Source organism: Streptomyces sp. NBC_00669 (assembly GCF_036226785.1).
In the GTDB taxonomy this organism is placed as follows: Bacteria; Actinomycetota; Actinomycetes; order Streptomycetales; family Streptomycetaceae; genus Actinacidiphila.
Genome location: NZ_CP109018.1, coordinates 8,420,343 through 8,446,537 on the forward strand (window position 1 = coordinate 8,420,343; position 26,195 = coordinate 8,446,537).

The following is a 26,195-nucleotide window of genomic DNA, read 5'->3' on the forward strand; positions in this document are numbered from 1 at the left end:
CGGTTCAACGTGTGCACACCGTAAGAGGGGGGGTCGGGGAGAGTGGGACCTGCGCGGGATCGGCTTTCCCGATGTGGCGTCATGAACGGCCCCGCTGCGTTGCAGTCAGCCGATGATGCCCAGGTGGCGGCCTACTTCGCGCATCTCGGCGGGGAGGCTGCGCTTGCGCTTGGCGGCGATCTCCTGCCAGGCGTCGACGGCGGCCTTCTGGTGGAGCAGCCATTCGGGCGCTGTGCGGTAGAGACGGTGCAGGTCCTCTCCCGCGCGCGTCGTGTCGCCGGTGCGGGCGTAAGCGCGGGTCACGTCCAGGGCGAACCGGTTGCGATCGCCACGGCTCGGGCCTCCTGTGCGCTTCCACGTTTTTGGGGAAAGTGCTTCTTCGTTTTCGGCTCTGCGTACGACCGTTCGTACGTCGCCGATGACCATCACGTCTTCCACGGACTTCATGGCTGCTGTGACGGGACCGAAAGGGCCTTCGATGCCATGCAAGTCATATTCGTGCTGGCGTCCGATAGCGGCGGCGGCGACAGATGCTGCGCGGCGGTATTCCTTTGCTTCCTTCGGCCGGTTGTTGCGGACAGCTGCTGCGGCGGCCTCCATCGCGACAGCACCCCACACGGCGTATTGGCCAGGTTCGGAGTCCATGAGTTTGGGCTCCACCAGGTCCATGGCCCGGACTGCGGCGTCCTCGGCTTCGTCGAACCGGCCGGTCCGCAACAGCACGAAACACAGCCCCCGTACCTGAGCGGCTGTCACCTGGGGGTCTTGGGCGCTACGTGCGTCGGTGATCGCGGCCCGGATCGCGGCGTGCGCGATGTCGAACTGGCGGACCTGGGTGAGGTACCGGCCGGTCAGACCCAGCACGTCCACGCGGGCCAGCAGCGCGTGCTGACGTTCCTCACCATCGCTGTAGTAGGTGACGGCGGCGTCGGCGTCGCGGACCAGACCGGGCAGGACGGCGGCGAGGCTTTCGTACCGTCCGGCCGGGTAGAGCAGGGCGGCATCCTGCGTCCTGCGCCGCAACCGGTTCAAGCTGGGCTCCTCGTCGGCTGACGGTGCGGGGGAGTCTGCCGTGAGGGTCAGCGCGAGAGGCGGGGTCAGGGCGATACGCAGGGCCTGGAGACTGAGGCGTTCGCCTGGGACATGCCGTTGCGGATTGGGCGGGTCTTCGGCGAGAAGCTGGGAAGTCCTGATGCCCAGAGCGCGGGCGATGATGTGGAGGGTTTCGATACGGACGCTGCCGCCCTGTTCGACTTTTTGAATGGTGCCGGTGGACAGTTCGGCTTCGTCGGCAAGCTGTTCCTGACTGAGTCCGGCCATACGCCGGTACCTGCGGACGTTGTCGCCGAGATCTGCGGTCATGGCGACCCCCTTTCACCATTCAGAGTAAGGCCGTTGGGCAGGGGCAACCACGGGCAAAAGACCACGCAACGTGGGTGGTGCGCGGTGGGAACGCGGCCGGCTGGAGGGTGTTGGGCCGGTGTCCTGCCCGGGTGCGGGGCCGGGCATGGTCAGGGGGCCGTACGCTTTCCGGCAACTCGGGCAGGTTGTTGAGCCTGCCCGTCGGCACACACTATTCGTGCGACTCCACCGCGGGGGAGCCGCGCGAAATCGAGGGCGCGGGGGCACCGCGGTCGGCTCCCCACCGGACGGCGGGCGGTCCCGGGGCCGGCAGGACGGACCACCCCGGGGGTCGGGTCACCGGGGAGGCGCCTCGGAGAGGATGACCTGCTGGAGCACCCGCGCGGCCCGCGGCGGAGCCACATCGCTGCGGTGCGCGAGCGCGACGGTGCGCCGTAGGCCGGGGCGGGCCAGCGGCGTGACGCGCAGGCCGTCGCCGGCCCGGGCGGCCACCATGGAGGGCACCACCCCGATCCCGAGCCCGGCCCGTACGAACCCCAGCACCGCGTCCATCTCGCCGCCCTCGACCGTGAAGGTCGGCTCGAAACCGGCGGCGCGGCACGCGCCGAGCGTCAGGTCCCGCAAGTCGTACCCGTGCCGGAACATCACCATCGGCTGCCCGCGCAGATCCTCGATCCGCAGCGGCGTGGGCGGCGGGTCCGCGCCGACCGCGGAGACGGCGACCAGGTCCTCCTGGAACAGCTCGACCGTGGTGAGCGCGGGGGAGGGGCTGGGCAGCGGCAGCACCACCAGCGCGAGGTCGAGCGCCCCGCGGGCCAGCTCGCGGACCAGGTCGTGGGAGCCGCCCTCCTCCAGCAGCAGCCGGATTCCGGGGTGCCGGTCGTGGAAGGCGCGCAGCACGACCGGCAGCAGCCCCGTGCACAGGCTGGGCGTGGCGCCCAGCCGCACCCGGCCGCTGCGCAACTGCGCCAGCTCCAGCACCTCGTGCCGCGCGGTGTCCGCGTCGGCGAGGATGCGCACCGCCAGCGGCAGCAGCGCCTCCCCGGCGTCGGTGAGCGCGATGTTGCCGCGCGCCCGGCTGAACAGCGGCGCCCCCAGCTCCTTCTCCAGCGCCCTGATCTGCTGGGACAACGACGGCTGCGAAACGTGGACGGCCTCCGCGGCGCGGGTGAAGTGCCGCGTCTCCGCGACTGCCACGAAGTACGCGAGCTGCTGGAACTGCATGCCCTCAGCGTACGCCTTCATAGGCGTTCGCTATGGAAACGAGCCGGATCATGTCTTGGACCACTCATCGGTCGGCGCCCTACCGTCGTGTCCATGGCATTGGCAACGCGGACATACCGGCGGCCGCCCACGCTGAAAACGGCCTGGGACTCCACCGTCGGCAAGAAAGCGGTCATGGCGGTGAGCGGGCTGGTCATGCTGCTCTACCTGGTCGCCCACATGCTCGGCAACCTCAAGATCTTCTTCGGCGCCGACGACTACAACGGGTACGCGCACTGGCTGCGCACCCTCGGCGAGCCCGCGCTGCACTACGAGTGGGCGCTGTGGATCATCCGGGTGGTCCTCGTCGTCGCGGTCGTCGCGCACGGCGTGACCGCCTACCAGCTCAGCCGCCGCGACCTGCGGGCCCGTCCGGTCGGCTACGCCCACCGCAAGGCCCGCTCCAGCTACGCCACCCGCACCATGCGCTGGGGCGGAGTGATCCTCGCGCTGTTCATCGTCTGGCACCTGCTGGACCTGACCACGCTCACCGTCAACCGCAACGCCCAACCCGGGCACCCGTACCAGAACGTCGAGGCGACCTTCCACACCTGGTACGGCGACGTCATCTACATCGTGGCGATGCTCGCGCTCGGCCTGCACATCCAGCACGGCTTCTGGAGCGCCGCGCAGACGCTCGGCGCGGGCAACCGCCGCCGTGACCGTGCGCTGAAGGCCACCGCCACCGGCCTCGCGGTCCTGCTGACGGCCGGCTTCATCGCCGTACCGGTCGGCGTCATGACCGGAACCGTCCACTGAGGGAGCCGAGTTGACCGACTACACCCGCTACGGCACCGGCGCGCCCATCGCCGACAGCAAGGCCCCCGACGGGCCGATCGAGGACCGCTGGGACACCCGCCGCTTCACCGCGAAGCTGGTCAACCCCGCCAACCGCCGCAAGCACACCGTGATCGTGGTCGGCACCGGGCTGGCCGGCGGCTCCGCGGGCGCCACCCTCGCCGAACAGGGCTACCACGTCGTGCAGTTCTGCTACCAGGACTCCCCGCGCCGGGCCCACTCCATCGCCGCGCAGGGCGGCATCAACGCCGCGAAGAACTACCGCAACGACGGCGACTCCATCCACCGGCTCTTCTACGACACCGTCAAGGGCGGCGACTTCCGCGCCCGCGAGTCCAACGTGCGGCGGCTGGCGCAGATCTCGGTGGAGATCATCGACCAGTGCGTCGCGCAGGGCGTGCCGTTCGCCCGCGAGTACGGCGGCCTGCTCGACACCCGCTCCTTCGGCGGCGTCCAGGTCTCCCGCACCTTCTACGCCCGTGGCCAGACCGGCCAGCAACTCCTGCTCGGCGCCTACCAGGCGCTGTCCCGGCAGATCGCGGCCGGCAACGTGGAGATCCATCCGCGCACCGAGATGCTGGACCTGGTCGTCGTGGACGGGCGGGCCCGCGGCATCGTCGCCCGCGACCTGGTCACCGGCGAGGTCAGCACCCACCTCGCCGACGCCGTCGTGCTCGCCTCCGGCGGCTACGGCAACGTCTTCTACCTGTCGACCAACGCGATGAACTCCAACGCCACCGCGATCTGGCGGGCCCACCGCCGGGGCGCGTACTTCGCCAACCCGTGCTTCACCCAGATCCACCCCACCTGCATCCCGCGCACCGGCGACCACCAGTCGAAGCTGACGCTGATGAGCGAGTCGCTGCGCAACGACGGCCGGATCTGGGTGCCGAAGGCCCAGGGCGACACCCGCCCGCCCGCCGCGATCCCCGAGGCCGAACGCGACTACTACCTGGAGCGGATCTACCCCTCGTTCGGCAACCTCGTGCCGCGCGACATCGCCTCCCGCGCCGCGAAGAACGTCTGCGACGAGGGCCGCGGCGTCGGCCCCGGCGGCCAGGGCGTCTACCTCGACTTCGCCGACGCCATCGCCCGGCTGGGCCGGCGCGCGGTGGAGGAGAAGTACGGCAACCTCTTCGAGATGTACGAGCGGATCACCGCGGAGAACCCGTACGAGGTGCCGATGCGGATCTACCCGGCCGTGCACTACACGATGGGCGGGCTGTGGGTGGACTACGACCTGCAGACCACCGTGCCCGGGCTGTTCGCGATCGGCGAGGCCAACTTCTCCGACCACGGCGCGAACCGGCTCGGCGCGTCCGCGCTCATGCAGGGCCTGGCCGACGGCTACTTCGTGCTGCCCGCCACCCTCAACGACTACCTCGCCCGGCACCCGGCCGCCGACCCGGTCGACGCCGAACACCCCGCCGTGGTCGAGGCGATGGCCGGCACCAAGGAGCGGCTGCACCGGCTGGTGAGCGTCGACGGCGACCGCACCGCCGACTCCTTCCACCGCGAACTCGGCGAGCTGATGTGGGAGTTCTGCGGGATGTCCCGCACCGAGCAGGGCCTGCGCAAGGCCCTGGAGCGCATCCCGCAGATCCGCGAGGAGTTCTGGCGCCGGATCAAGGTGCCCGGCACCGAGGCGGAGTTCAACCAGTCCCTGGAGCGCGCCAACCGCGTGGTGGACTACCTCGAACTCGCCGAACTCATGTGCCTGGACGCCCTGCACCGCGCCGAGTCCTGCGGCGGCCACTTCCGCGAGGAGTCGCAGACCCCCGACGGCGAGGCCGCCCGCCGCGACGACGAGTTCAGCTACGCCGCCGGCTGGGAGTACACCGGCACCGGAGCGCCGCCCCTGCTGCACCGCGAAGAGCTCGTCTTCACCGAAGTCCACCCCACCCAGCGGAGCTACGCATGAGGCTCACCCTGCGCATCTGGCGGCAGAAGAACGCCGACGCCCCCGGTGCCATGACCGCCTACGAGGTCGACGGCGTCTCGCCCGACATGTCCTTCCTCGAAGTCCTCGACACCCTCAACGAACGCCTCACCCTCGACGGCGAGGACCCGGTCGCCTTCGACCACGACTGCCGCGAGGGCATCTGCGGCGCGTGCGGCGTCGTCATCAACGGCGACGCGCACGGCCCCGAGCGCACCACCAGCTGCCAGCTGCACATGCGGTCCTTCCGCGACGGCGACACCATCGACGTCGAACCCTGGCGCGCGGCCGCCTTCCCGGTCGTCCGCGACCTCGTGGTGGACCGCTCCGCCTTCGACCGGATCATCTCCGCCGGCGGCTACGTCTCGGTGCCCACCGGCGCCGCGCCCGAGGCACACGCCACGCCCGTGCCCAAGCCCGACGCCGACCGGGCCTTCGAGCACGCCGAGTGCATCGGCTGCGGCGCCTGCGTCGCGGCCTGCCCCAACGGCTCCGCGATGCTCTTCACCTCCGCGAAGGTCAACCACCTCGCCGCGCTCCCGCAGGGCGGACCGGAGCGCGAGAGCCGCGTGCTGGACATGGTCGGGCAGATGGACGCCGAGGGCTTCGGCGGCTGCACGCTCACCGGCGAGTGCGCCACCGCCTGCCCCAAGGGCATCCCGCTGCTGTCGATCACCTCGATGAACAAGGAGTGGCTGCGCGCCAACCGCCATGCGGCGCGCAGCCGTTGACCCCGGCCGCCGGCGGCTGACCCCGGCGGTCAGCCGCTGACGCTCGGCAGCCCGGTCTCCAGGTGGCCGCTGAACCGCTGCGACCAGCTCGGGTCGCTGCTGACCGTCACCGTCATGTCGTACCAGCCGTTGAAGTAGGCCACCGCGTTGAAGTAGTCGGCCACATGCCCGCCGGCCGGGACCTGGTACGTCCAGGGGCCGTCGGTGCGGTAGTTGCCGCTGGCGATGGTGAACGTGACCGGTGCGGAGCCGTTGTTGGCGAGGTCGAACCAGAGCGCGAGCTTGCCGGTGCTGCTGGTGACGGCGTAGGAGGACGTGACGGCGACGTCCTTGCCCGGCGCGGTGGTGTCGCCCTGGAAGCGGCGCAGGAAGCGGTTGGGGCCGACCACGCTGAGGTCGTACTTCCCGTCGCCGTAGCCGGGGCCGCAGTTGAAGAAGTCGCTGGTGGCGCTGCCCGCGGCGACGGTGTACTGCCAGGGGCCGCCACCGCGGTGGGCGTTGGCGTAGGCGGCGAAGTGCACCGTGCGGGTGGAGCGGGCGTCGGTGTTGTCCATCGCCAGCCAGACCTGGGTCACGCCGCCGGCGTCGAACTCGATGTGGTCGAGGTTGGCGCCCGGCTGGTACGGCAGCGCGCGGGCCGGTCGGGTGCCGGACTCCTGCGCGGGCAGCGCGTTGGTCACCGGCGCCGGGTTGGGCAGCGGCGCGCAGGTGGACTCGCCGATCACGGCCGAGGTGTCGGGCAGCGAGGGCAGCCCGGGCACCGGGTGGGCGAAGTCGAACGCCGAGGTGAGGTCGCCGCAGACCGCGCGGCGCCAGGCGCTGATGTTCGGGCATGTGGCGGGGGTGCCCAGGGCCGCGGTCCAGGTCTCCAGGAAGCGCAGCACCGAGGTGTGGTCGAAGACCTCGGAGTCGACCCAACCGCCCCTGCTCCAGGGGGATATCGCGATCATCGGCACCCGGACGCCGAGCCCGACGGGGGTGCCGGTCCAGAACTCGCCGGCGGTGCCGTCCACCGGGACCGGCGGCGGCACGTGGTCGAAGAAGCCGTCGTTCTCGTCGTAGTTGAGGAAGAGGATCGAGGAGTTGTAGACGGCCGGGTCGGCGCCCAGCGCGTCGATGACCATGTGCACGAAGTGCGCGCCGTCGGCCGGTGTCGCGTACGGGTGCTCGGAGGAGCCCTCGTCGGCCACCACCCAGGAGACCTGGGGGAGGGTGCCCGCCAGGACGTCGGCCTTGATCGCGGCGGCGATGTCGTCCGGGGTCTTCCCGGTCACCTTGGGCACCGAGCCCATGCCCCGGTCGTGCAGCGGGGTGCCGGCGGCCGCGGAGGTGAACTGCGTGAAGTAGGCGAGGGCGTTGTCGGTGAAGTTGTCCGCCGCGTTCTGGTAGACCTTCCAGCTCACCCCGGCGTCCTGGAGCGCCTCGGCGTAGGTCTGCCAGCGCAGCCCCGACTCCGAGCCGCCGTCGTAGGCGGGGCCGCCGCTCCGGCCGTCCGGGTCGATCTGGCCGCTCCAGTGGAAGGTGCGGTTGGGGCCGGTGGCGCTGAGCGTGGAGCTGAAGTAGGCGTCGCAGACGGTGTAGTTGTCGGCGAGCGCGTAGTGGAAGGGGATGTCGTCGCGGTTGAGGTAGCCGAGGGTGCGGACGTTGCCCTTGGCGGCGACCCAGCCGTCCATCCGGCCGCCGTTCCACGCCGCGTGCTGGTCCGCCCAGCCGTGCGCGAGGTCGCCGCTGCACTGCGCCAGCCGCTCGGGGTCGGCGCCGCCGGCCGGCTCGGTGGCGCTGAACTGCCACGGGTACTGCCGGCCGGCGCCGTTGGGCTGGTTGAAGACGCTGTAGCCGCCCGCGACCTGGATCGCGCTGCGGTCGGCGAAGCCGCGGACGCCCTTCAGCGTGCCGAAGTAGTGGTCGAAGGAGCGGTTCTCCTGCATGAGGATCACGATGTGCTTGGCGTCGGTCAGCGTTCCGGTGGCCGCCGGTGCCGCGGCCGGCGCGTCGCCGGGGGCGGCCGCGGCGGTGGCGTCCGCCGCGCCGCCGACGGTCGCCGCCGCGGCCGCTGCCGCCGACAGGGCCATGAACTTCCTGCGACTGACGTCATTCATGTGATCCGCCGTTCCGTTGGGTTGTGGGGTGCCTGGGACAGGGTGCATCACGTGGGACGGCGCCGAACAGGGTGCGTCGAACACGATGTCGGACCGCGTGCGCCCGACCGCGTGCGCCCGATGGCGTGCGTCGGGCCGCCGGCGCCTGGCCGCCGGCCCCGCGCGCCCCGGCCGCTACTGCGGCGTCACATAGGCCCCCGAGATCCCGCCGTCGACCAGGAAGGTGGACGCCGTGATGAACGACGAGTCGTCGCTCGCCAGGAACGCCACCGAGGCCGCCACTTCCTCCGGTTCGGCGAACCGGCCGAGCGGGATGTGCACCAGGCGGCGGGCGGCCCGCTCCGGGTCCTTGGCGAACAGCTCCCGCAGCAGCGGGGTGTTGACCGGCCCGGGGCACAGCGCGTTGACCCGGATGCCCTCGCGGGCGAACTGCACCCCCAGCTCCCGGCTCATGGAGAGCACGGCGCCCTTGGACGCGGAGTACGAGATCTGCGAGGTCGCCGCGCCCATCACCGCCACGAACGACGCCGTGTTGATGACCGAGCCCTTGCCCTGCCGCTGCATGTGCGGGATGGCGTACTTGCAGCACAGGTAGACGCTGGTCAGGTTCACCTCCTGCACCCGGCGCCAGGCTTCCAGGCCGGTGGTGAGGATGGAGTCGTCCTCCGGCGGCGAGATCCCCGCGTTGTTGAACGCGATGTCGAGCCGCCCGTACGTGGCGACCGCCGTCTCGTACATCCCGCGTACCGCGTCCTCGTCGGTGACGTCGGCCCGGACGAACAGGCCGCCGACCTCCTGCGCGGCGGCGGCGCCGGTGTCCGCGTCCACGTCGACGCAGACCACCTTGGCCCCCTCGGCGGCCATCCGGCGGGCGCTGGCCAGCCCGATGCCGCTGCCGGCTCCGGTGATCACGGCGACGCGGCCGTCCAGGCGTGGTGCGAGCGTCATGGGTTCATTCCTCCGTGGCGATGAAGACGTTCTTGGTCTCGGTGAAGGCGTCGAGTGCGTCCGGGCCCAGCTCGCGGCCGAGGCCGGACTGCTTGAACCCGCCGAACGGGGTCGAATAGCGCACCGAGGAGTGCGAGTTGACCGACAGGTTGCCCGCGTCGACGGCGCGCGCCACCCGGATCGCCCGCCCCACGTCGCGGGTCCAGATCGAACCCGACAGGCCGTAGGACGTGTCGTTGGCGATGCGTACGGCGTCCTCCTCGTCGGTGAACGGGACCACGGTCACCACCGGCCCGAAGATCTCCTCGGTGAACGCGCGGTCGTCGGGCCGCACCGGGGCCAGCACGGTCGGCGGGAACCAGAAGCCCGGGCCGTCCGGGGCGCTGCCGCGGAAGGCGACCGGGGCGTCCTCGGGCACGTAGGCGGCGACCGCGGCGCGCCGGGCGGCCGAGATCAACGGCCCCATCTCGGTGGCCGGATCGGCCGGGTCACCGACCCGCACCGCCCGCACCGCGGGCTCCAGCCGTGCCATGAAGTCGTCGAACACCGAGCGCTGGACGAGAATCCGCGAACGCGCGCAGCAGTCCTGCCCGGCGTTGTCGAAGACGGCGGACGGCGCGGTCGCGGCGGCCTTCGCCAGGTCCGCGTCCGCGAAGACGATGTTGGCGCTCTTCCCGCCCAACTCCAGCGTCACCGGCTTCACCTGGGCCGCGCAGCCCGCCATGATCTCCTTGCCGACCCGGGTGGAGCCGGTGAAGACGACCTTGCGGACGTCCGGGTGGGTGACGAAGCGCCGCCCCACGACGTCGCCCCGGCCGGGCAGCACCTCCAGCACGCCCGGCGGCAGGCCCGCCTCCAGCGCCAGCCTGCCCAGCCGCAGGGCGGTCAGCGGGGTCAGCTCGGCCGGCTTGAGCACCACGGTGTTGCCGGCCGCCAGCGCGGGGGCCAGCGCCCACCCGGCGATCGGCATCGGGAAGTTCCACGGCACGATGACGCCGACCACGCCGAGCGGCTCGTGGAAGGTGACGTCCAGGCCGCCGGCCACCGGGATCTGGCGACCGGAGTGCCGTTCGGGCGCGGCGGCGTAGTACTCGATGACGTCGCGGACGTTGGCCGCCTCCCACTGCGCGTTGCCCAGCGTGTGGCCGGAGTTGGCGACCTCCAGCTCCGCCAGGTGCGCGCGGTCGGCGTCCACGGCGGCGGCGAACGCCCGCAGCAGCCGGGCCCGGTCGGCCGGTGCCACCCGGCGCCAGGTCGCGAACGCGGCGCGGCTGCGGGCGATCACCGCGTCCGTCCCGGCCAGGTCGGCCATCGGCACGGTGCTGAGGATCTCCTCGGTGGCCGGGTTCACCACCGGCCACGGCTCGGCGGCCACGTCCGGTGCGGTGGTGTCCGCCGCGGCGGTGTCTGGTCGGGGCATCAGCTGTCCACCCTGTCCTGGGAGCGGTCGATACGGTGAGCGGTGTGGGTGCGGGTGCGGCTCCGAGTGCGGCGAGCCGTGCGGGTCCGGGTCCGGCGCCCGTCTCCGGGGGGACGACCGGCCGGGCCGTACGCCCGTGCGGCCGGCGTCATGGCGCGCTTCCCCGGGCTCCCCGGACCGCCGCGACGAACGCGGTGAACAGGCGCGGGTCGGCCGCGTCCGCCTCCGGGTGCCACTGGACGCCGACGGCGAACCCGCCGCCGGGCCGTTCGAGCGCCTCCACGGTCTCGTCCTCGCTCCAGGCCGCGGGCAGCAGCCCCGTACCGAGGGCGCCGACCGCCTGGTGGTGGTAGCAGGACACCTCGGAAGTGGCGCCGAGGACGCCGTGCAGGAAGCTGCCCGGCCGGGTGCGTACCGTCCGCCGTCCGAACGTCGCCGGGGCCGGCTGGTGCGCGCTGTCGCCGACCCGGTCCGGCAGGTGCTGGACCAGCGCGCCGCCGAGCGCGACGTTGAGCACCTGCATCCCGCGGCACACCGCGAGCACCGGCAGGTCCCGGTCCAGCGCGCCGGCCAGCAGGCCGAACTCCCAGGCGTCGCGGGCCTCGTGCGGTGCGCCCGTGCGCGGATGCGGCGCCGCGCCGTACCGCGCCGGGTCCACGTCGGGCCCGCCCGCGAGCAGCAGCCCGTCGAGCCGGTCGAGCACGTCGCCGGCGCCGTCGGCCTGCGGCGGCAGCACGACCGCGGTGCCGCCCGCGCGGGTGACGGACTCGACGTAGGTGTGCGGGACGAGGGCGGCGGGCTGCCGCCAGACGCCCCAGGCGGCGTCGTCCAGGTAGCCGGTGATGCCGATCAGCGGGCGGCGGGGGCGGCGGGTCACAGCCGCTCGAATCCGCGGCGCCGCTCCCAGTCGGTCACCGCCCGGTCGAAGGCGGCCAGTTCGGTCCGGCCGGCGTGTACGTAGTGGTCGACGACGTCCGGGCCGAAGGCCGACACGGCGCGGTCGCTGCGCTCGAAGGCGTCGACCGCGTCGCGCAGGGTGGCCGGGACCCGCGGGGCCGCGGAGGCGTACGCGTTGCCGGTGAACTCCGGTTCCAGCGGCAGCTCGTGCTCGACGCCGTACAGCCCGGCCGCGACGAGCGCGGCCACCGCCAGATACGGGTTGACGTCCCCGCCCGGCACCCGGTTCTCGAACCGCAGCGACGGCCCGTGGCCGACCACCCGCAGCGCGCAGGTGCGGTTGTCGCGGCCCCAGGCGATCGCGGTGGGCGCGAAACTGCCCTCGACGTAGCGCTTGTAGGAGTTGACGTTCGGCGCGAGCAGCAGCGCGAAGTCGGCCAGGCAGGCGAGCTGACCGGCCAAAAAGTGCTCCATCACCGTCGAGAAGCCGTGCGGGCGCTCGCCCGCCAGCACCGGGCGGCCCTCGTCGTCGCGCAGGCTCAGGTGGATGTGGCAGGAGTTGCCCTCCCGCTCGTCGTACTTGGCCATGAAGGTGAGGCTCACGCCGTCCTGCGCGGCGATCTCCTTCGCGCCGGTCTTGTACACCGCGTGGTCGTCGCAAGTGGCCAGCGCCGGGCCGTACTTGAAGGCGATCTCGTGCTGCCCGGGGTTGCACTCGCCCTTCGCCGACTCCACGGTCAGGCCCGCGCCGGCCATCCCGTTGCGGATACGGCGCAGCAGCGGCTCGATCCGGGAGGTGCCGAGGATGGAGTAGTCGACGTTGTACTGGTTGACCGGGGTCAGCCGGTGGTAGTCGCTCTCCCACGCCTGCTCGTAGGTGTCGCGGAAGGCGATGAACTCCAGTTCCGTGCCCGCGTAGGCGTGCCAGCCGTGCTCGGCGAGGCGGTCGAGCTGGCGGCGCAGCACCTGCCGGGGCGAGACGCCGACCGCGGTGCCGTCGTGGTGGGTGACGTCGCACTGGACCATGGCGGTCGCCGGGTGCCAGGGCACCATCCGCAGGGTGTCGAGGTCCGGCGCGAGCACGAGGTCGCCGTAGCCGCCCTCCCAGGAGGAGAGGGCGTAGCCGTCGACGGTGTTCATGTCGACGTCGACGGTCAGCAGGTAGCCGCAGCCGTCCGCCGCGTTCGGCACCACGTCGGACAGGAAGAAGTCGGCGGCGACGCGCTTGCCCTGGAGGCGGCCCTGCATGTCGGTCATCGCCAGCACGACGGTGTCGACGGCGCCGGCCGCGACGCGCTCGCGCAGATCGTCGAAGGTGAGGCGGACGCTGCTCAACTTTTCTCCACATCGCTCGCGACGAGGTCGGACTCCTGGAGGCTGCTCTGCACCCGGGGACCGGTGAACCAGCGCCGGGCCGAGACCAGCCACCACACCCCCGCGAAGCCCAGCACGACGGCCACCGCGACCGGGGTGTAGTTGAAGCTGAGGGCGGTGATCGGGCTGACGGTGGGAAGCATGAACAGCACGGTGATCAGCGCCGTCCAGCCCACCGCCACGGTACCGATCGGACGGCTCCAGCGCCCCAGATGCCACGGCCCGCGCACGAACGTGTCGCCCTGCCGCAGCCGCAGGTACACCGGGATGACGTAGGCGATGTAGAGGCCGATCACCGAGACCGAGGTGACCGCGGCGTAGGCGGTGGAGTTCCACAGCGCCGGCAGGCCGAGCAGGAACGCGCCGCCCGCGGCCAGCCACACGGCGCTGGTCGGGGTCTGGGTGCGCGGGTTGATCCGGTGCCACAGCCGCGACCCGGGCAGCGCGCCGTCCCGCGAGAACGCGTAGATCATCCGGGAGTTGGCGGTGACCGAGGCCATCCCGCAGAAGAACTGGGCGCCGATCACGATCAGCAGCAGGAGCTTGGCACCGGTGTGCCCGATGGCGTCGATGAAGATCTGGGCCGGCGGCACCCCGCTGCCGCTGGTCCGCTCGCCGTCGTAGTTCTGGATGGCGAAGGTGAGGCCGAGCAGCAGGACCCAGCCGGCCACCAGCGAGACCACGATCGCGTTGACGATGCCGCGCGGGCCGGAGCGGGCGGCGTCGTGGGTCTCCTCGGTCATGTGCGCGGAGGCGTCGTAGCCGGTGAGGGTGTACTGCGCCAGCAGCAGGCCGAGCATCGCGACGTAGAACGGGCTGTGGAAGCCGGTGTCGTTGACGAACTTGCCGAAGACGAAGGACGCGGAGGAGTGGTGGTCGGGCACGAACACCAGCACGCCGACGATGATCAGCACGCCGAGCAGGTGCCACCAGACGCTGACGTCGTTGAAGAGCGCGACCAGCCGCACGCCCAGGGTGTTGAGCAGGCCGTGCGCCACGAGGATCACCGCGAAGATCTCCACGGTGTGGGCGGGCGTGGCCGACAGGCCGAACTGGAGGTCCAGCAGGGCGTTGAGGAAGGTGGCGGCGCCGTAGTCGATGCCCGCGGTGACCGCGACCTGGCCGAGGAAGTTGAACCAGCCGGTGAACCAGCTCCACGCCGGCGCCCGGGAGGGGGCCAGCTTCGCCGCCCAGTAGTACAGGCCGCCGGCGGTCGGGTAGCTGGAGCAGATCTCGGCCATGGACAGGCCCACGCACAGGGTCATCAGCCCGACGACCGGCCAGCCCCAGGTGATGAGCGCGGGGCCGCCGGTGTTCATGCCGAAGCCGTAGAGGGTCAGGCAGCCGGAGAGGATCGAGACGATGGAGAAGGAGACGGCGAAGTTGGAGAAGCCCGACATGGAGCGGGCCAGCTCCTGGACGTAGCCGAGTTCGCGCAGCCGCTGCTCGTCGGAGGAGGGGGCCGCGCCGCGGGGCGCGGGGACGGCGGCGTCAGAGGGAGTGTCGGAGGGCGCGGGGACGGCGGCGTCAGAGGGTGTGGGGGAGGGTTCGGTGTCGTCTGGTGGGCGGGGGACAGACATGGGCACCTTCTGGGGAGGTTGGCGTGGTCGGAGCACCGCGGGTGCGGCCGGGGCATCTCCCGAGCTGGTCAATGGAATGAAGCTGGTCCATTAGGTGGGAGACCGTCTCACTCCGCCAGGTACGCCGTCAAGAGCCTTGTCCGCGCCGGGCGTTGAACGGCCGGAACGCCTTTCAGCCGAGGAAGCCGCGCAGCAGCGACGCGGTGGCGGCCAGGTGCTCCTCGGCTGCCCGGCGGGCCGTGGCCGGGTCGCCGCCGAGTATCGCCGCCACGATCCGGGCGTGCTGGGCCTGGGAGTGCTCGATGTTCCGCTCCAGCAGCGGGATCGCGTTGAGCAGGTCGTTGAGCCGCATCCGGGTGTCGGCGATGCTCGCGGCCAGCGACCGTGAACCGCTCAGCTCGGCGATCGCCAGGTGGAAGCGCGAGTCCATCTGCCGGTAGTCGACCGGGTCGCAACTGTGCGTGTCCCGCAGCCGGTTGTCCAGGTGGCGGCGCTCCTCGGGGCGCAGCGTGCGGCTGGCGGCGAGTTCGGCCGCGCCGATCTCCAGCGCCTGGCGGTAGGCGAGGGTGTCCTCCAGCTCGTCCGGCGCGCGCTCGGCCATCCGCCCCGGCCCCGGGCCGTCCTGGCCGCCGGCCCGGTGCAGGACGAAGGTCCCGCCGGTACGACCGCGCCGCGACTCCACGTAACCGGCCTGCTCCAGCGAGCCCAGCGCCTCGCGCAGGGTCACCCTGCTGACGTTGAAGCGCTCCGCCAACTCCCTTTGCGGCGGCAGCCGTTCGCCGTGCGCGACCACTCCCAGCTTGATCACCTGGAGCAGCCGCTCGACGGTCTCCTCGAACGCGTTGCCGGCCCGGACGGGCCGGAAGAACGCGGCACCGCTCAGCGTGCCGGCACCGGCCGGCTCGGGCATCTCGCTCATGCGTCCCATTCTCCGCCCATCCGCCGCCCACGTGCCGCACTCCGGAAGCGCCCGCCGCCGGCCGGCCCGGCGCCCGCCGCACCCCGAAGCTGCCCGCCGCCGCCCCGGCCCCGGGTCCGCGGGTACCGCGACCGTAATGGATCTATTACGGGCCATTGACGCCGGCTGGTGGCGCCGGGCCGGAAAAGCGGGGGAGTGCGGCCGGGCCGGATGCCATGATCTCCGCGTGGCGATACCCGACATCCTGGCCGGCATGGCGACGACGGGCCGGTGGGGACCGGTGCAGGTCGGCGCCGGCTGGGACGAGGTGACCGCGGCCTTCGGCGAGCCGTGGGACGCCGGCGCGAGGGGCGAGCCGGGCCGGTGGCCGCGCCTGTACGCGTACGGCGACCTCGAACTGACCGTCTGCCGCTGCCAAAGAGTCGGGTCGCCGATCTGCGTCCAGACCTGGCGCGACGTGATCGAACTGCCCTCCACCGTCCCCGGAAGGTCGCAGGCGTTCCCGGCCCACCTCACCCACCGGGACGTGGTGGACGCCCTCGACCGGGCCGGCTGCCCCTGGGAGCCGTGCGCCGGCCTCACCTTCGGCAGCCAGTGCGCGCTCACCGCCACGCCCAGCGGCGCGACCTTCACCTTCGAGATCCCCGACGACGGGGAGCCGGTGCTGAACGTCATGGGGCTGACCGGCGCCCGGCACGACTGCCCGCCGAGGGCCGGCGCGCCGTCCGGTTGACCCGGGCGGACCGGCCGCGCCCGCCGGTCAGGTGCGGAAGTCGGCCAGCACGGAAGCGAATTGACGCTCCGTCAAGTGCGGCCCTGGCAGGTCTGCTCCGGTCCGTGACCGCAGACCGTCCAGGAGCAGGGCGAGCGGGCGGCGCCAGGCACCGGCCTCGACGGAGGCCAGCGCGGGGACGACGCGGCCCAGCGCCAGCAGGCCCAGCAGCAGGTCCTCCGTGGTGGCGTCCGGGCGGACGGTGCCGTCGGCCCGGGCCCGGCCCAGCAGCACAGCCAGCGTCTCGCGGTTGTGCGCGTGCAGCGCGTCGAGCGACGGCACACCGGAAAGCCCGGTCGTCATCAGGTCGTTGGCACCGCGATCGGCGGCCAGCATGCCGAAGACCGCGTCGAGGTAGCCGCACAGCCCGGCCCAGGCGTCCTCGGCGGTCCTGGCCCGCTCGCCCTGCTCCCGGATGCGCCCCAGCGCCTCGCGGAAGACCTCCTCCACCAGCGCGCCCCGGTCGGGGAAGTGCCGGTAGAGGGTGGCGTTGCCGACCCCGGCCCGCCGTGCGATCACGTCGATCGGCGCCTCCACGCCGTGCTCGGCGTAGACCGCGTGCGCGGCCGCCAGCAGCAGTTCCCGGTTGCGCGCGGCATCCCGCCGCCGCGGCGCCGCTTCGGCCTGCGGCGATCCGTACGGGCGGGTGCGGTCCATACCGGCACCGTACCCGAGGCGATCCGGGCGGGCGGGGGCCGGCCGCGGCGAGGGTCCGGTGCCGTGGCGGCCGTGTGCTGTGGCGGCCCTGTGCTGTGGCGGCCGTGTGCTGTGGCGGGCCGACGCGGAGGGCGGCCCGATGTCGGCGCGGCCGGGGCGCGGTCCGTTCGGAGGAGCCCGCGACCTGCCCGTACGCTGCGCCGCCCGCGGTCGAACCGCCCGGCCCCGCGCCCCTCCCGTCCACCTCGGTTGCGGGCACGGCGTCCACCACTGCCCGGGTGCGCCGCCGTCCCGCGCGGAGGCGGCGATCGCACCGCGCGTCCTCTTCGAGCAACACCCGCGCCTCGCCCTCGACGTGGACCCGGCCGCTGTGGCCTGGCGCACCGGCGCCCTGCTCAGGGGGCTGGCCTCGCTGCCGGTCCTGCTGGGCTGACCCACGCCCGAAGTGGGCCTGGCAGGGCGGGCGTTGCCACCGCTGGCGCGGCTGCTACCGTCGCTCGGAAAACGGGGAGTACTCCCCGTTTAAAGGTCCGAAGCGCTGCCGCTCGACACAGGAACGGGGTTCTCCATGTCCGAAGGTCCTGACGCGCCCGACTCGCCGGCCGCGCCCGACACAGCCGACGCGCCCGAAGGTGCTGCCGCACCCGACGCACCCGCCGCACCCGACGCGCCCGACGGCGGGCACGGCACCGCGCTGGTGCTCGGCGGGGGCGGGTTCACCGCGATGGCCTGGGAGATCGGTGTCCTGAAGGGCCTGGCCGACGCCGGGTGCGACCTGACGGCGGCGGACCTGGTCGTCGGCACGTCCGCCGGCGCCGTGCTCGGCGCGCGGATCACCGCGGGGGAGCGGCCGGACGACCTGTTCGCGCAGGAGACCGACGGGACGGCGTACTCTCCCGACCTGCGCATCGGCCTCGCGCTGACCGCCCGCTATCTGTGGGCCGCGCTGGGCAGCCGCTCCTCCGCGGGCTCCGCGCGCCGGCTCGGCCGGTTCGGGCGCGGTGCCGTACGGACCGGTGAGGAGGAGGTGCTCGCCGAGATCGGCCGGCTGCTCCCGGCCGCCGCGTGGCCGCAACGCCCGCTGCGGATCGCCTCGGTCGACGCGGACAGCGGCGAGACGGGGTACTTCGACCGGGCGAGCGGGGTCGAACTGCGCCGCGCGGTCGCCGCGTCCGGCGCGGTGCCCGGGATCTGGCCGCCGATCGCCGCGCGCGGCCGGCACTGGATCGACGGCGGGGTGCGCTCCGGCGCCAACCCGGCCCTCGCCATGGGCCACGCCCGGGCCGTGGTGCTCGCCCCCATCCCCGACGTGCCCGGCCCGCACCCCGGTGCCGCCGCGGAGACCGCCGCCCTGGCCCGGACCGGAGTGCGCACGCTGCTGCTCACCCCCGACGCCGCCGCCCGCCGGGCGTTCGGCCACAACCCCCTCGACCCCGCGCGCCGTCCGGCCGCGGCCGAGGCGGGCCGGGCGCAGGGAATCGCCCGAGCGGGTGACGTCGCCGCCGTGCTGCTGGGCGGTGCGGGCAGCGCGGGTGGTGGGAACGGCGCGGGGGTGTGAGCGGCGGGAGCGGTACGGGCCGATGCGCCGCGCCGCGGGCGGGGGTCCGCGGCACCCGGAAAACACGTTGCCGCCGTCCGGCGGCTCTGCTGTGATCGGCCGGTAACCGAAACAGCACACCGACCCCAGGAGCGATGATCATGCGCGGTTCCGTCATGCCGGCTCAGTCAGGACACACCCCCGACCTCGAGGACATGACGCTTCGTGCAATCGCTCCCCTCGCTCAACCTCGGCATCTTGGCGCACATCGATGCCGGTAAGACCAGCCTGACCGAACGGCTGCTGTACGCCGCCGGTGTCATCGACGAGATCGGCAGCGTCGACCAGGGCAGCACCACCACCGACTCCCTCGCCCTGGAGAAGCAGCGCGGCATCACCATCAAGTCGGCCGTGGTGTCGTTCACGCTGCCCGGCGCGCTCGGCGGCACCGACGTCAACCTGATCGACACCCCCGGCCACCCCGACTTCATCGCCGAGGTGGAGCGGGTGCTCGGCGTGCTCGACGGGGCGGTGCTGGTGGTCTCCGCGGTCGAGGGTGTCCAGCCGCAGACCCGCATCCTGATGCGCACCCTGCGCCGGCTGCGCATCCCCACGCTGATCTTCGTCAACAAGCTCGACCGGCGCGGCGCCGACCTCGACCGGACTCTCGACGCCGTCGCGCACCGCCTCACCCCCGACATCGTCCCGATGGTCGGAGCCCGCGACCAGGGCACGCGGCAGGCCGCCGCGCTGCCGTACACCGCCGCCGACCCCGGCTTCGACGCCCGGCTGGCCGACCTGCTCTCCCGCCGCGACGACCGGCTGCTCGCGGCGTACGTCCGCGACGAGACGGCCGTCGACCACGCCCGGCTGCGCGCCGCGCTCGCCGAGCAGACCGCCGCCGCGGAGGTGCACCCGGTGTACGCCGGCTCCGCGGTCACCGGCGCCGGCACCGACGCGCTGATCGCCGGCATCGCCGAACTGCTGCCCGCCCGGCGCCCCGACCCGGCCGCACCGGTGGCCGGCAGCGTCTTCAAGATGGAGCGCGGCGCGGCCGGCGAACGGATCGCCTACGTCCAGGTGACGGCCGGCACCGTACGCACCCGCGACCGGCTGCCGGTGCACCGCGCGGGCGGCGAAGTCGGCGAGGCCGGTGAGGCCGGCGCGGGCAAGGTCACCGCGATCAGCGTCTTCGACGCGGGCACCGACACCCGGCGGGACAGCGTCCCGGCCGGCCGGATCGCCCGGATCTGGGGCCTGGGCGAGGTACGGATCGGCGACACCGTCGGCGCGGCGCCCGCCGGCCATGAGCGGCAGCGGCACTTCTCGCCACCGTCGCTGGAGACCGTCGTCAGCGCCCGGTGCCCCGCCGAGCGCGGCGCGCTGCACGCCGCGCTGGCCCAACTCGCCGAGCAGGACCCGCTGATCGACCTGCGCCGGGACGAACAGCGCCGAGAGATCGCGGTGTCGCTCTACGGCGAGGTGCAGAAGGAGGTCATCCAGGCCACGTTGGCCGACGAGTTCGGGCTCGCCGTCGACTTCCGGCAGACCACCACCCTGCACATCGAGCGCCCGGTCGGCACCGGCGAGGCCGTCGAGTACAACGGGAAGGACGGCAACCCGTTCCTGGCCACGGTCGGCCTGCGGGTCGAGCCCGCACCGGTCGGCAGCGGGGTGCGGTTCCGACTCGGCGTGGAACTGGGCGCGATGCCGTACGCGTTCTTCGCCGCGGTCGAGGAGACGGTGCGCCGGACGCTGGAGCAGGGGCTGTACGGCTGGCGGGTCACCGACTGCGTGGTCACCATGACGCACTCCGGCTACAGCCCGCGGCAGAGCCACGCCCACGCCACGTTCGACAAGAGCATGTCCAGCACCGGCGCGGACTTCCGCGGCGTGACCCCGCTGGTGCTGCTGGCGGCGCTGCGGCAGGCGGGCACCACCGTGCACGAGCCGATGCACCGCTTCCGCCTCGACCTGCCCGCCGACGCGCTCGGCACGATGCTGCCCGCGCTCGCCCGGCTCGGGGCCGCGCCCCGCACCCCCACGGCGCGTGACGGCGGATACGAACTGGAGGGCGACATCCCCGCCGCCCGGGTGCACGACCTGGAGCAGCAGCTGCCGACCCTGACCCGCGGCGAAGGGGTCCTGGAGAGCGCCTTCCACCACTACCAGCCGGTCACCGGCCGGGTGCCCGAGCGGCCGCGCACCGACCACAACCCGCTGAACCGCAAGGAGTACCTGCTCCAGGTGCAGCGCCGGCTGTCCGGGTTCGGCGGGAATGGCGGCTGACCGCCCGGGGTTGTCGAAGGAAGAAGCCCGGTCCATCCGTCTGGAGTTCTGGAGTCCTCATGGTACGCCCCGTCAAGACGCCCGGCCCCGACCACCCCATCACCGTCGAGCCGACGGCCGCCCGCGTCGTGGTGCGCGCCGGCGGCAAGGTCGTCGCCGACACCACCCGCGCCCTCACCCTTCAGGAGGCCGACTACCCCGCCGTCCAGTACATCCCGCTCGCCGACGTGGCAGCCGACGCGCTGACCCCCACCGACAGCAGCACGTACTGCCCGTACAAGGGCGACGCGTCCTACTACTCGCTGGTCACCGGTGACGACACGATCGCCGACGCCGTGTGGACCTACCGCGAGCCGTACGACGCGGTCGGCGCGATCGCCGGGCACGTGGCGTTCTACCCGAAGCACGTCGAGGTCGAGCAGCTTCAGGACGCCTGAGCCGGCTCGCTCCGGAGCCGGCTCACGCCCGAGCGCGGTCAGGACGCCCGGGCGGAGGCCGTGCCCTCGGCGGTCGACGTCCCCTGCTCTCCCTGCTGCCCGGTGCCGGGCTCGTCGCGGCCACCGCGCAGCAGGGAGGCGATCGCGGCCAGCACGGCCAGAGCCGCGCCGAAGAGGAAGACGATCGTCAGGCCGGAGTGGAACGGCCCGGAGATCAGATGCGGGAAGAACTCGCGGCCGGTCAGGGCGTGCCGCTGCTCCGGGGTGAGCTTCGGCAGCACCCCGCTCGGGCCGAGCAGGTGGGCGACCGGGTTCACCCCCAACTGGGCGGCGAACAGCGACGCGACCGGCGGCAGCGAGCCTGCCTGCGCGGCGGCGGCGTGCGGCACCCCGTTCTGCTGGAGGTGGGCGGTCAGGGTGTGCGGCAGGTTGCCGGCGAGGCCCGCGATCATCAGGGAGAAGAACACCCCGATCGACACGGCGGTGCCGGAGTTCTGGAAGGTCGCGCGCATACCGGAGGCGACGCCGCGCAGGTGCGCGGGCACGCTGCCCATGATCGAGGAGGAGTTCGGGGAGCCGAACATCCCGCTCGCGATCCCGTTGAGCGCGATCAGCAGCGCGAACACCCAGTAGTCGAAGTCGATCGGCAGGCACATCAGCCCGAGGAAGCTCGCCCCGAACAGCAGCGCGCCGGACGTGGCGAGCCCGCGTGAGCCGAACCGGTCCGACAGGTACCCCGACACCGGCCCGGCGAGCAGGAAGCCCGCGGTCAGCGGCAGCATGAAGATGCCGGCCCACAGCGGTGTGCGGGAGTAGTCGTAGCCGTGCAGCGGCAGCCAGATGCCCTGCAACCAGATGATCAGCACGAACTGCATGCCGCCGCGGCCGATGGAGATGGCCAGCCCGGCGAGGTTGCCCGCGGTGAACGCGCGCAGCCGGAACAGGCTGAGCTGGATCATCGGGGACGCGACGCGGCTCTCGACCAGTACGAAGGCCGCCAGCAGCACCACCCCGCCGATGATCAGAGCCAGCACCATCGGGTTCGCCCAGCCCATGGTGTGACCGCGGTAGGGCTGGAGGCCGTAGGTGACGCCGACCAGCACCGCGCTCAGGCCCACCGCGAAGGTGACGTTGCCCCACCAGTCGATCCGTCCGCCGCCGCGCCCGGCGGTCTCGCGCAGCCTGCGCCGCGCCCACAGGGTGCCGAAGACACCGACGGGTACGTTCACCCAGAACACCGCGCGCCAGTCCCACGTCGCGAGCAGACCGCCGGCCACCAGCCCGATGAACATCCCGGCCAGTCCGGCGACCTGGTTGATGCCCAGTGCGAAGCCGCGCTGCTCGCGCGGGAACGCGTCGGTGAGGATCGCCGCGGAGTTCGCGGTGAGCATCGAGCCGCCGGCGGCCTGTAGCAGCCGCCAGCCGATCAGCCACATCGCGCCGTGCTCGGCGTCGAACGGATCGAAGGACAGCAGCACGGAGGCGAAGGTGAAGAGCGTGAAGCCCGCGTTGTAGATCCGTACCCGCCCGTACATGTCGCCGAGCCGGCCGACGGTGACGACCAGGACCGCCTGCACCAGGCGGTAGCCCATGATCATCCACAGCAGGTAGGCGATGTTGCCGGGGGCCAGCGGGTCCAGGTGGATGCCGTTGAAGATCGCGGGCAGCGCGATGAGGACGATCGAGCCGTCGAGGGAGGACATGAAGACGGCGGCGGTGGTGTTGGTGAGCGCCGCCCACTTGTAGCGGTCGCCCGCCGGTTTGGCCCCGGGCGCGGGCGCGGCGGCGCTCATCGGTCCGTCCCGTGGGTGGCGGTGCCGGAAGCGGAGCGGGTGGCGGAGCCGGTGTCCGCGTCGCCCGACGGGTCCGCGTCGGGCGGTATGACATGCTCGGCCAGCCTGAGCAACAGCGGTGCAGCCGTGGCGAGTTGGGCCAGCTCGGTGCGGTCGAACCGCGCGTCGAGGACGCCCGCGACCAGCTCCGTGCGCGCGCTGCGCTTGTCGCGCAGCACCTGCATCCCGTCCTCGCTGACGGAGAGCACCTTGCGCCGCCCGTCCTGCGGGTCGGCCGTCACCTCGACCAGGCCGCGGGCCTGGAGCGCCGCGAGGGTAGCGCCCATGGACTGCGGCGAGATCTGCTCCCGCCGGGCGAGTTCCGCGGAGGTCGCCGGTCCGCCGCGGTCCAGCCGCGCCAGGGCGGTGCGCTCGGGGCCGCTGGGCTCGCCCGGGCCCATCCGTATCTGGCGCATCCGCCGCAGCAGCAGGCCGAGTCCGTCCAGCAGGGCGGCGGCCGTGTCATGGGAGTTCGGTTCCTCGGTCACGAAAGTAAGGGTAACTGATAAGCCTGATTGATGAATATCCCCATCGGCCACCGATCCGGTCCGGGCGCGACCGGAAGGAAGCCGGCCGGCCGGCGCCGAACGCAAGGGAGCCGAATGGAGCAGACCGGTCAGGAATCGAGAAGCGGGGGTCGGCAGGCCGCGGATAACTTCGCATCATGACTTCCATCGAATCCGTGATCATCGAGGCGGAGGACCCCGCCGCCGCCGAGAACTTCTACTCCACCGCCTTCGGCCTGGGCGACCGCGTCCGCGTCAGGGCCGCCGAAGCCCCCACGACCGGCTTCCGGGGGTTCACGCTGTCGCTCACGGTGGCGCGGCCGGCCACCGTCGACGGCTTCGTCGATGCCGCGGTCGGCGCCGGCGGCACGGCGGTGAAGCCGGCCGCCAAGTCGTTCTGGGGCTACGGCGGCGTCGTCCGGGCCCCCGACGGGACGCTGTGGAAGATCGCGACCTCGGAGAAGAAGGACAAGGGCCCGGCCACCCGGGACGTCGACCAGGTCGTGCTCCTGCTCGGCGTCGAGGACGTGAAGGCGACCAAGGAGTTCTACGTCGAGCACGGCCTGACCGTCGGCAAGAGCTTCGGCCGCAAGTACGTCGAGTTCGCGGCGCCGTCGAGCCCGGTCAAGCTGGCGCTGTACGGCCGGGGCGCCCTCGCCAAGGACGCCGGCGTCGCCCCCGACGGCACCGGATCGCACCGCCTCGCCGTCGTCGGCGGTGACCGCGGCGCCTTCACCGACCCCGACGGCTTCGTCTGGGAGCAGGCCGCCTCGCGCTGAGGCGGCGGCCGGGCATCGAGGCCCCAAACCCCTGGAGCGCACGGGACGGGGGAAGGCAGACTGGGGCCCATGGGTGAGAACAAGAAGCTGATGCTGGCCGGCGAGTGGTACATCGCCGACGACGAGGAACTGGGCGCGGACTCCCGGCGGCGGGAGGAGCTGTGCCGGGTGTTCAACACGGCGACCGACCCCGAGCGGCGGCAGGCGGCGCTGCGCGAGATGCTCGGCTCCGTCGGCGAAGGGGTGGGCATCCGCCCGCCGTTCCAGTGCGACTACGGCAGCTACATCAGCATCGGCGCGCGTACCTTCGTCAACTTCAACGCGGTCTTCCTCGACGCGGCCCCGATCACCGTCGGCGCCGACGTGCAGATCGGCTCCAACGTCCAACTGCTCACACCCACCCACGAGTTGGACACCGAGCGGCGCCGCGCCGGATGGGAGAAGGCCCTGCCGATCACCATCGGCGACAACGTCTGGCTCGGCGGCGGGGTGATCGTCTGCCCGGGCGTCACCATCGGCGCCGACACCGTGGTCGGCGCCGGCTCGGTCGTCACCAAGGACCTCCCCTCCGGCGTCCTCGCGGTCGGCAGCCCGGCCCGCGTCATCCGCCGCCTGGCCGGCACCGTCGAGGCGTGAGCCGGAGCCGCGCCGAGGGCGCCCGCTGATGGACGTCGAGGAGCAGGAGCTGACCGACCCGTACGAAGGGGTGCTGGTCGGCCCGCGCGGAGGCAGCGACGTCGGCGTCGTGGTGCTGGGCGGTTCCAGCGGGCGCGTCGAGCGGGAGCGGGCGCGCGTGCTGGCCCGGCAGGGCGTGCGGGCGCTGGCGCTGCGCTGGTTCGGCGGCCCGGGGCAGCCACCGGGGATCTGCGAGATCCCGCTGGAGACGTTCACCGCGGCCGTCGGCCTGCTCCGGGCCGGCGGCGCGCGGCGCGTCGGCGTCCTGGGCCTGTCCAAGGGCGCCGAAGCGGCCCTGCTGACCGCGGTGTACGAACCCCAGGTGGACGTGGTCGTCGCGCTGTCGCCCACCTCGCGGGTCTGGTGCAACGTCGGCCCCGGCGCCGACGGCCGGCAGCAGCCGTACCGCTCGTCCTGGACGTGGCGGGGGCGCCCGCTGCCATTCGTCCCGATGGACGACAACTGGGCTCCCCCCGAAGGGAGTTCAGGACCCGTCGCGGTCAGGGGCTGGTACGAGCTCAGCGAGCGTACGTATCCGCACCTGCTCCCGGCGGCCGACATCCCGGTGGAGCGCGCCCGGGCCGACGTGCTGCTCGTGGCCGGTGGGGACGACGCGATGTGGCCCTCTCTGCCCTTCGCGGAACGGCTGGCCGTGCGGCGCCGCGCGGCAGGCGCCACGGTGCGCCTGGTCGCCCGGCCGGACGCGGGCCATCGCCCGGTCTTCCCGGGCGAGCTCCCGGCCCGGCCCTCCCCGCACTTCGCCTACGGCGGCACCCCGCAGGCCGACGCGCTGCTGGGCGCTGCCGCCTGGCCGCGCATCCTCGACGCCCTCCACGGCCCGCGCCCGGGTCACTCCAGGGCGCAGCGGTAGGACGTGGCCGGTTTGCCGTTGAGGGTCAGGGCGGCGACGGGGGTGAAGCCGTTGTGTTCGAGGACGGCGCGCGAGGCCGGGTTGTCGTGGGTGACCCGGGCGCGCAGCGTGACGAGTCCGTAGGAGGTGGCGGCGAGGCCGCGTACCTCGCGCACCGCCGCGGTGGCCAGGCCCTGCCCGGCGGCCTTCTGCGCGATCCGGTAGCCCAGCTCCGCCGAGCCGTCGGCGTCCACCTCGATCAGGTTCACCCGGCCGACCACCTCGCCGTCCGCGGTCACCAGCACGTGCGGGTAGTCGGTCCCGGCGGCCTGATAGGCGAGCAGTTGCGCGAACCGCGCGTCGAACTCGGCGAAGAACGCGTCCCCCCGGTCGGGCACCGATGCCGCGAAGTACGCGCGGTTCTCCCGCTCGAAGGCGAGCACCGCGGGGGCGTGGTCGGGGCGGAGCAACTGGAGTCGTGGGATGGGCATGGGTGGATGGGGGGTGCGGCGCCGTGTCCGGCCCGGCCCC

At 73.0% G+C, this 26,195-nt stretch carries 24 protein-coding genes; 11 read left to right on the forward strand and 13 right to left on the reverse strand.

What is annotated here, in order from left to right; all coding sequences use genetic code 11:
- Positions 1-105 precede the first annotated feature (105 nt).
- The gene (locus tag OG896_RS35525) at positions 106-1,362 is read right to left on the reverse strand and encodes a helix-turn-helix domain-containing protein (protein WP_329371985.1); all 1,257 of its coding nucleotides are present in this window, start codon (positions 1,360-1,362) and stop codon (positions 106-108) included.
- Between the two features lie 336 nt (positions 1,363-1,698).
- The gene (locus OG896_RS35530) at positions 1,699-2,586 is read right to left on the reverse strand and encodes a LysR family transcriptional regulator (RefSeq protein ID WP_329371986.1); all 888 of its coding nucleotides are present in this window, start codon (positions 2,584-2,586) and stop codon (positions 1,699-1,701) included.
- A 93-nt stretch (positions 2,587-2,679) separates the two neighbouring features.
- Here OG896_RS35530 and OG896_RS35535 point away from each other — a divergent pair, with 93 nt between their 5' ends.
- The 3 genes from OG896_RS35535 to OG896_RS35545 are packed head-to-tail and all read left to right on the forward strand — an operon-like array spanning position 2,680 to position 6,093.
- Complete coding sequence (locus OG896_RS35535) at positions 2,680-3,384, forward strand: succinate dehydrogenase (protein ID WP_329371987.1); 705 nt, start codon at positions 2,680-2,682, stop codon at positions 3,382-3,384.
- 10 nt (positions 3,385-3,394) lie between these two features.
- Positions 3,395-5,344: a fumarate reductase/succinate dehydrogenase flavoprotein subunit gene (locus tag OG896_RS35540; RefSeq protein WP_329371989.1), complete on the forward strand. Its 1,950-nt coding sequence runs from the start codon at positions 3,395-3,397 to the stop codon at positions 5,342-5,344.
- Positions 5,341-6,093 (forward strand): succinate dehydrogenase/fumarate reductase iron-sulfur subunit, encoded by a 753-nt coding sequence (locus OG896_RS35545; RefSeq protein ID WP_329371991.1) that lies wholly within the window; start codon positions 5,341-5,343, stop codon positions 6,091-6,093. The genes OG896_RS35540 and OG896_RS35545 overlap by 4 nt, the downstream gene beginning before the upstream one ends.
- Before the next feature lie 29 nt (positions 6,094-6,122).
- Here OG896_RS35545 and OG896_RS35550 read toward each other — a convergent pair whose 3' ends face one another.
- The 7 genes from OG896_RS35550 to OG896_RS35580 form a co-directional block, all read right to left on the reverse strand.
- A complete protein-coding gene (locus OG896_RS35550; protein WP_329371992.1) occupies positions 6,123-8,192 on the reverse strand; it encodes a phosphocholine-specific phospholipase C in 2,070 nt (689 codons plus the stop codon).
- Positions 8,193-8,366: 174 nt separating this feature from the next.
- Positions 8,367-9,140: a 3-oxoacyl-ACP reductase gene (locus OG896_RS35555; protein ID WP_329371995.1), complete on the reverse strand. Its 774-nt coding sequence runs from the start codon at positions 9,138-9,140 to the stop codon at positions 8,367-8,369.
- A gap of 4 nt (positions 9,141-9,144) precedes the next feature.
- Positions 9,145-10,560, reverse strand: coding sequence for an aldehyde dehydrogenase family protein (locus OG896_RS35560; protein WP_329371997.1), 1,416 nt, complete (start codon positions 10,558-10,560; stop codon positions 9,145-9,147).
- Positions 10,561-10,708: 148 nt separating this feature from the next.
- Positions 10,709-11,437 (reverse strand): gamma-glutamyl-gamma-aminobutyrate hydrolase family protein, encoded by a 729-nt coding sequence (locus OG896_RS35565; RefSeq protein WP_329372000.1) that lies wholly within the window; start codon positions 11,435-11,437, stop codon positions 10,709-10,711.
- A complete protein-coding gene (locus tag OG896_RS35570; protein ID WP_329372002.1) occupies positions 11,434-12,792 on the reverse strand; it encodes a glutamine synthetase family protein in 1,359 nt (452 codons plus the stop codon). Before OG896_RS35570 ends, OG896_RS35565 begins: the two co-directional genes overlap by 4 nt.
- A complete protein-coding gene (locus tag OG896_RS35575; RefSeq protein ID WP_329372004.1) occupies positions 12,789-14,411 on the reverse strand; it encodes an amino acid permease in 1,623 nt (540 codons plus the stop codon). The genes OG896_RS35570 and OG896_RS35575 overlap by 4 nt, the downstream gene beginning before the upstream one ends.
- 172 nt (positions 14,412-14,583) lie before the next feature.
- Entirely contained in the window at positions 14,584-15,330 is a 747-nt protein-coding gene (locus OG896_RS35580) for a FadR/GntR family transcriptional regulator (RefSeq protein WP_329372005.1), read from the reverse strand.
- A 226-nt stretch (positions 15,331-15,556) separates the two neighbouring features.
- Between OG896_RS35580 and OG896_RS35585 the strand changes: the two genes are divergently transcribed.
- Entirely contained in the window at positions 15,557-16,063 is a 507-nt protein-coding gene (locus OG896_RS35585) for a hypothetical protein (protein WP_329372008.1), read from the forward strand.
- Between the two features lie 27 nt (positions 16,064-16,090).
- On the opposite strand, the gene OG896_RS35590 is transcribed toward OG896_RS35585, so the two are convergent.
- The gene (locus OG896_RS35590) at positions 16,091-16,759 is read right to left on the reverse strand and encodes a TetR/AcrR family transcriptional regulator (RefSeq protein ID WP_329372010.1); all 669 of its coding nucleotides are present in this window, start codon (positions 16,757-16,759) and stop codon (positions 16,091-16,093) included.
- A 139-nt stretch (positions 16,760-16,898) separates the two neighbouring features.
- Between OG896_RS35590 and OG896_RS35595 the strand changes: the two genes are divergently transcribed.
- The 4 genes from OG896_RS35595 to OG896_RS35610 all read left to right on the forward strand — a co-directional run bounded on the left by OG896_RS35595 (position 16,899) and on the right by OG896_RS35610 (position 21,022).
- Complete coding sequence (locus OG896_RS35595) at positions 16,899-17,192, forward strand: hypothetical protein (protein WP_329372012.1); 294 nt, start codon at positions 16,899-16,901, stop codon at positions 17,190-17,192.
- Between the two features lie 135 nt (positions 17,193-17,327).
- Positions 17,328-18,317, forward strand: coding sequence for a patatin-like phospholipase family protein (locus tag OG896_RS35600; protein ID WP_329372013.1), 990 nt, complete (start codon positions 17,328-17,330; stop codon positions 18,315-18,317).
- A gap of 204 nt (positions 18,318-18,521) precedes the next feature.
- Positions 18,522-20,585 carry a translation factor GTPase family protein gene (locus OG896_RS35605; RefSeq protein WP_329372015.1) on the forward strand — a complete coding sequence of 688 codons (2,064 nt, stop codon included), beginning with the start codon at positions 18,522-18,524 and terminating at the stop codon, positions 20,583-20,585.
- Between the two features lie 59 nt (positions 20,586-20,644).
- The gene (locus tag OG896_RS35610) at positions 20,645-21,022 is read left to right on the forward strand and encodes a DUF427 domain-containing protein (RefSeq protein WP_329372017.1); all 378 of its coding nucleotides are present in this window, start codon (positions 20,645-20,647) and stop codon (positions 21,020-21,022) included.
- 38 nt (positions 21,023-21,060) lie between these two features.
- On the opposite strand, the gene OG896_RS35615 is transcribed toward OG896_RS35610, so the two are convergent.
- A complete protein-coding gene (locus tag OG896_RS35615; RefSeq protein WP_329372019.1) occupies positions 21,061-22,815 on the reverse strand; it encodes an MFS transporter in 1,755 nt (584 codons plus the stop codon).
- Entirely contained in the window at positions 22,812-23,342 is a 531-nt protein-coding gene (locus tag OG896_RS35620; protein ID WP_329372020.1) for a MarR family winged helix-turn-helix transcriptional regulator, read from the reverse strand. Before OG896_RS35620 ends, OG896_RS35615 begins: the two co-directional genes overlap by 4 nt.
- Before the next feature lie 176 nt (positions 23,343-23,518).
- Between OG896_RS35620 and OG896_RS35625 the strand changes: the two genes are divergently transcribed.
- The 3 genes from OG896_RS35625 (at position 23,519) to OG896_RS35635 (ending at position 25,685) form a co-directional block, all read left to right on the forward strand.
- A complete protein-coding gene (locus tag OG896_RS35625) occupies positions 23,519-24,139 on the forward strand; it encodes a glyoxalase (protein WP_329372022.1) in 621 nt (206 codons plus the stop codon).
- A gap of 69 nt (positions 24,140-24,208) precedes the next feature.
- Positions 24,209-24,775, forward strand: a complete 567-nt coding sequence (locus OG896_RS35630) for a sugar O-acetyltransferase (protein WP_329372024.1) — start codon at positions 24,209-24,211, stop codon at positions 24,773-24,775.
- A 28-nt stretch (positions 24,776-24,803) separates the two neighbouring features.
- On the forward strand, positions 24,804-25,685 hold the full coding sequence (locus OG896_RS35635; RefSeq protein ID WP_329372026.1) for an acyl-CoA thioester hydrolase/BAAT C-terminal domain-containing protein: 882 nt from the start codon (positions 24,804-24,806) through the stop codon (positions 25,683-25,685).
- On the opposite strand, the gene OG896_RS35640 is transcribed toward OG896_RS35635, so the two are convergent.
- A complete protein-coding gene (locus OG896_RS35640) occupies positions 25,664-26,149 on the reverse strand; it encodes a GNAT family N-acetyltransferase (RefSeq protein WP_329374482.1) in 486 nt (161 codons plus the stop codon). The two genes, OG896_RS35635 and OG896_RS35640, sit on opposite strands and share 22 nt — an antisense overlap.
- Positions 26,150-26,195 lie beyond the last annotated feature (46 nt).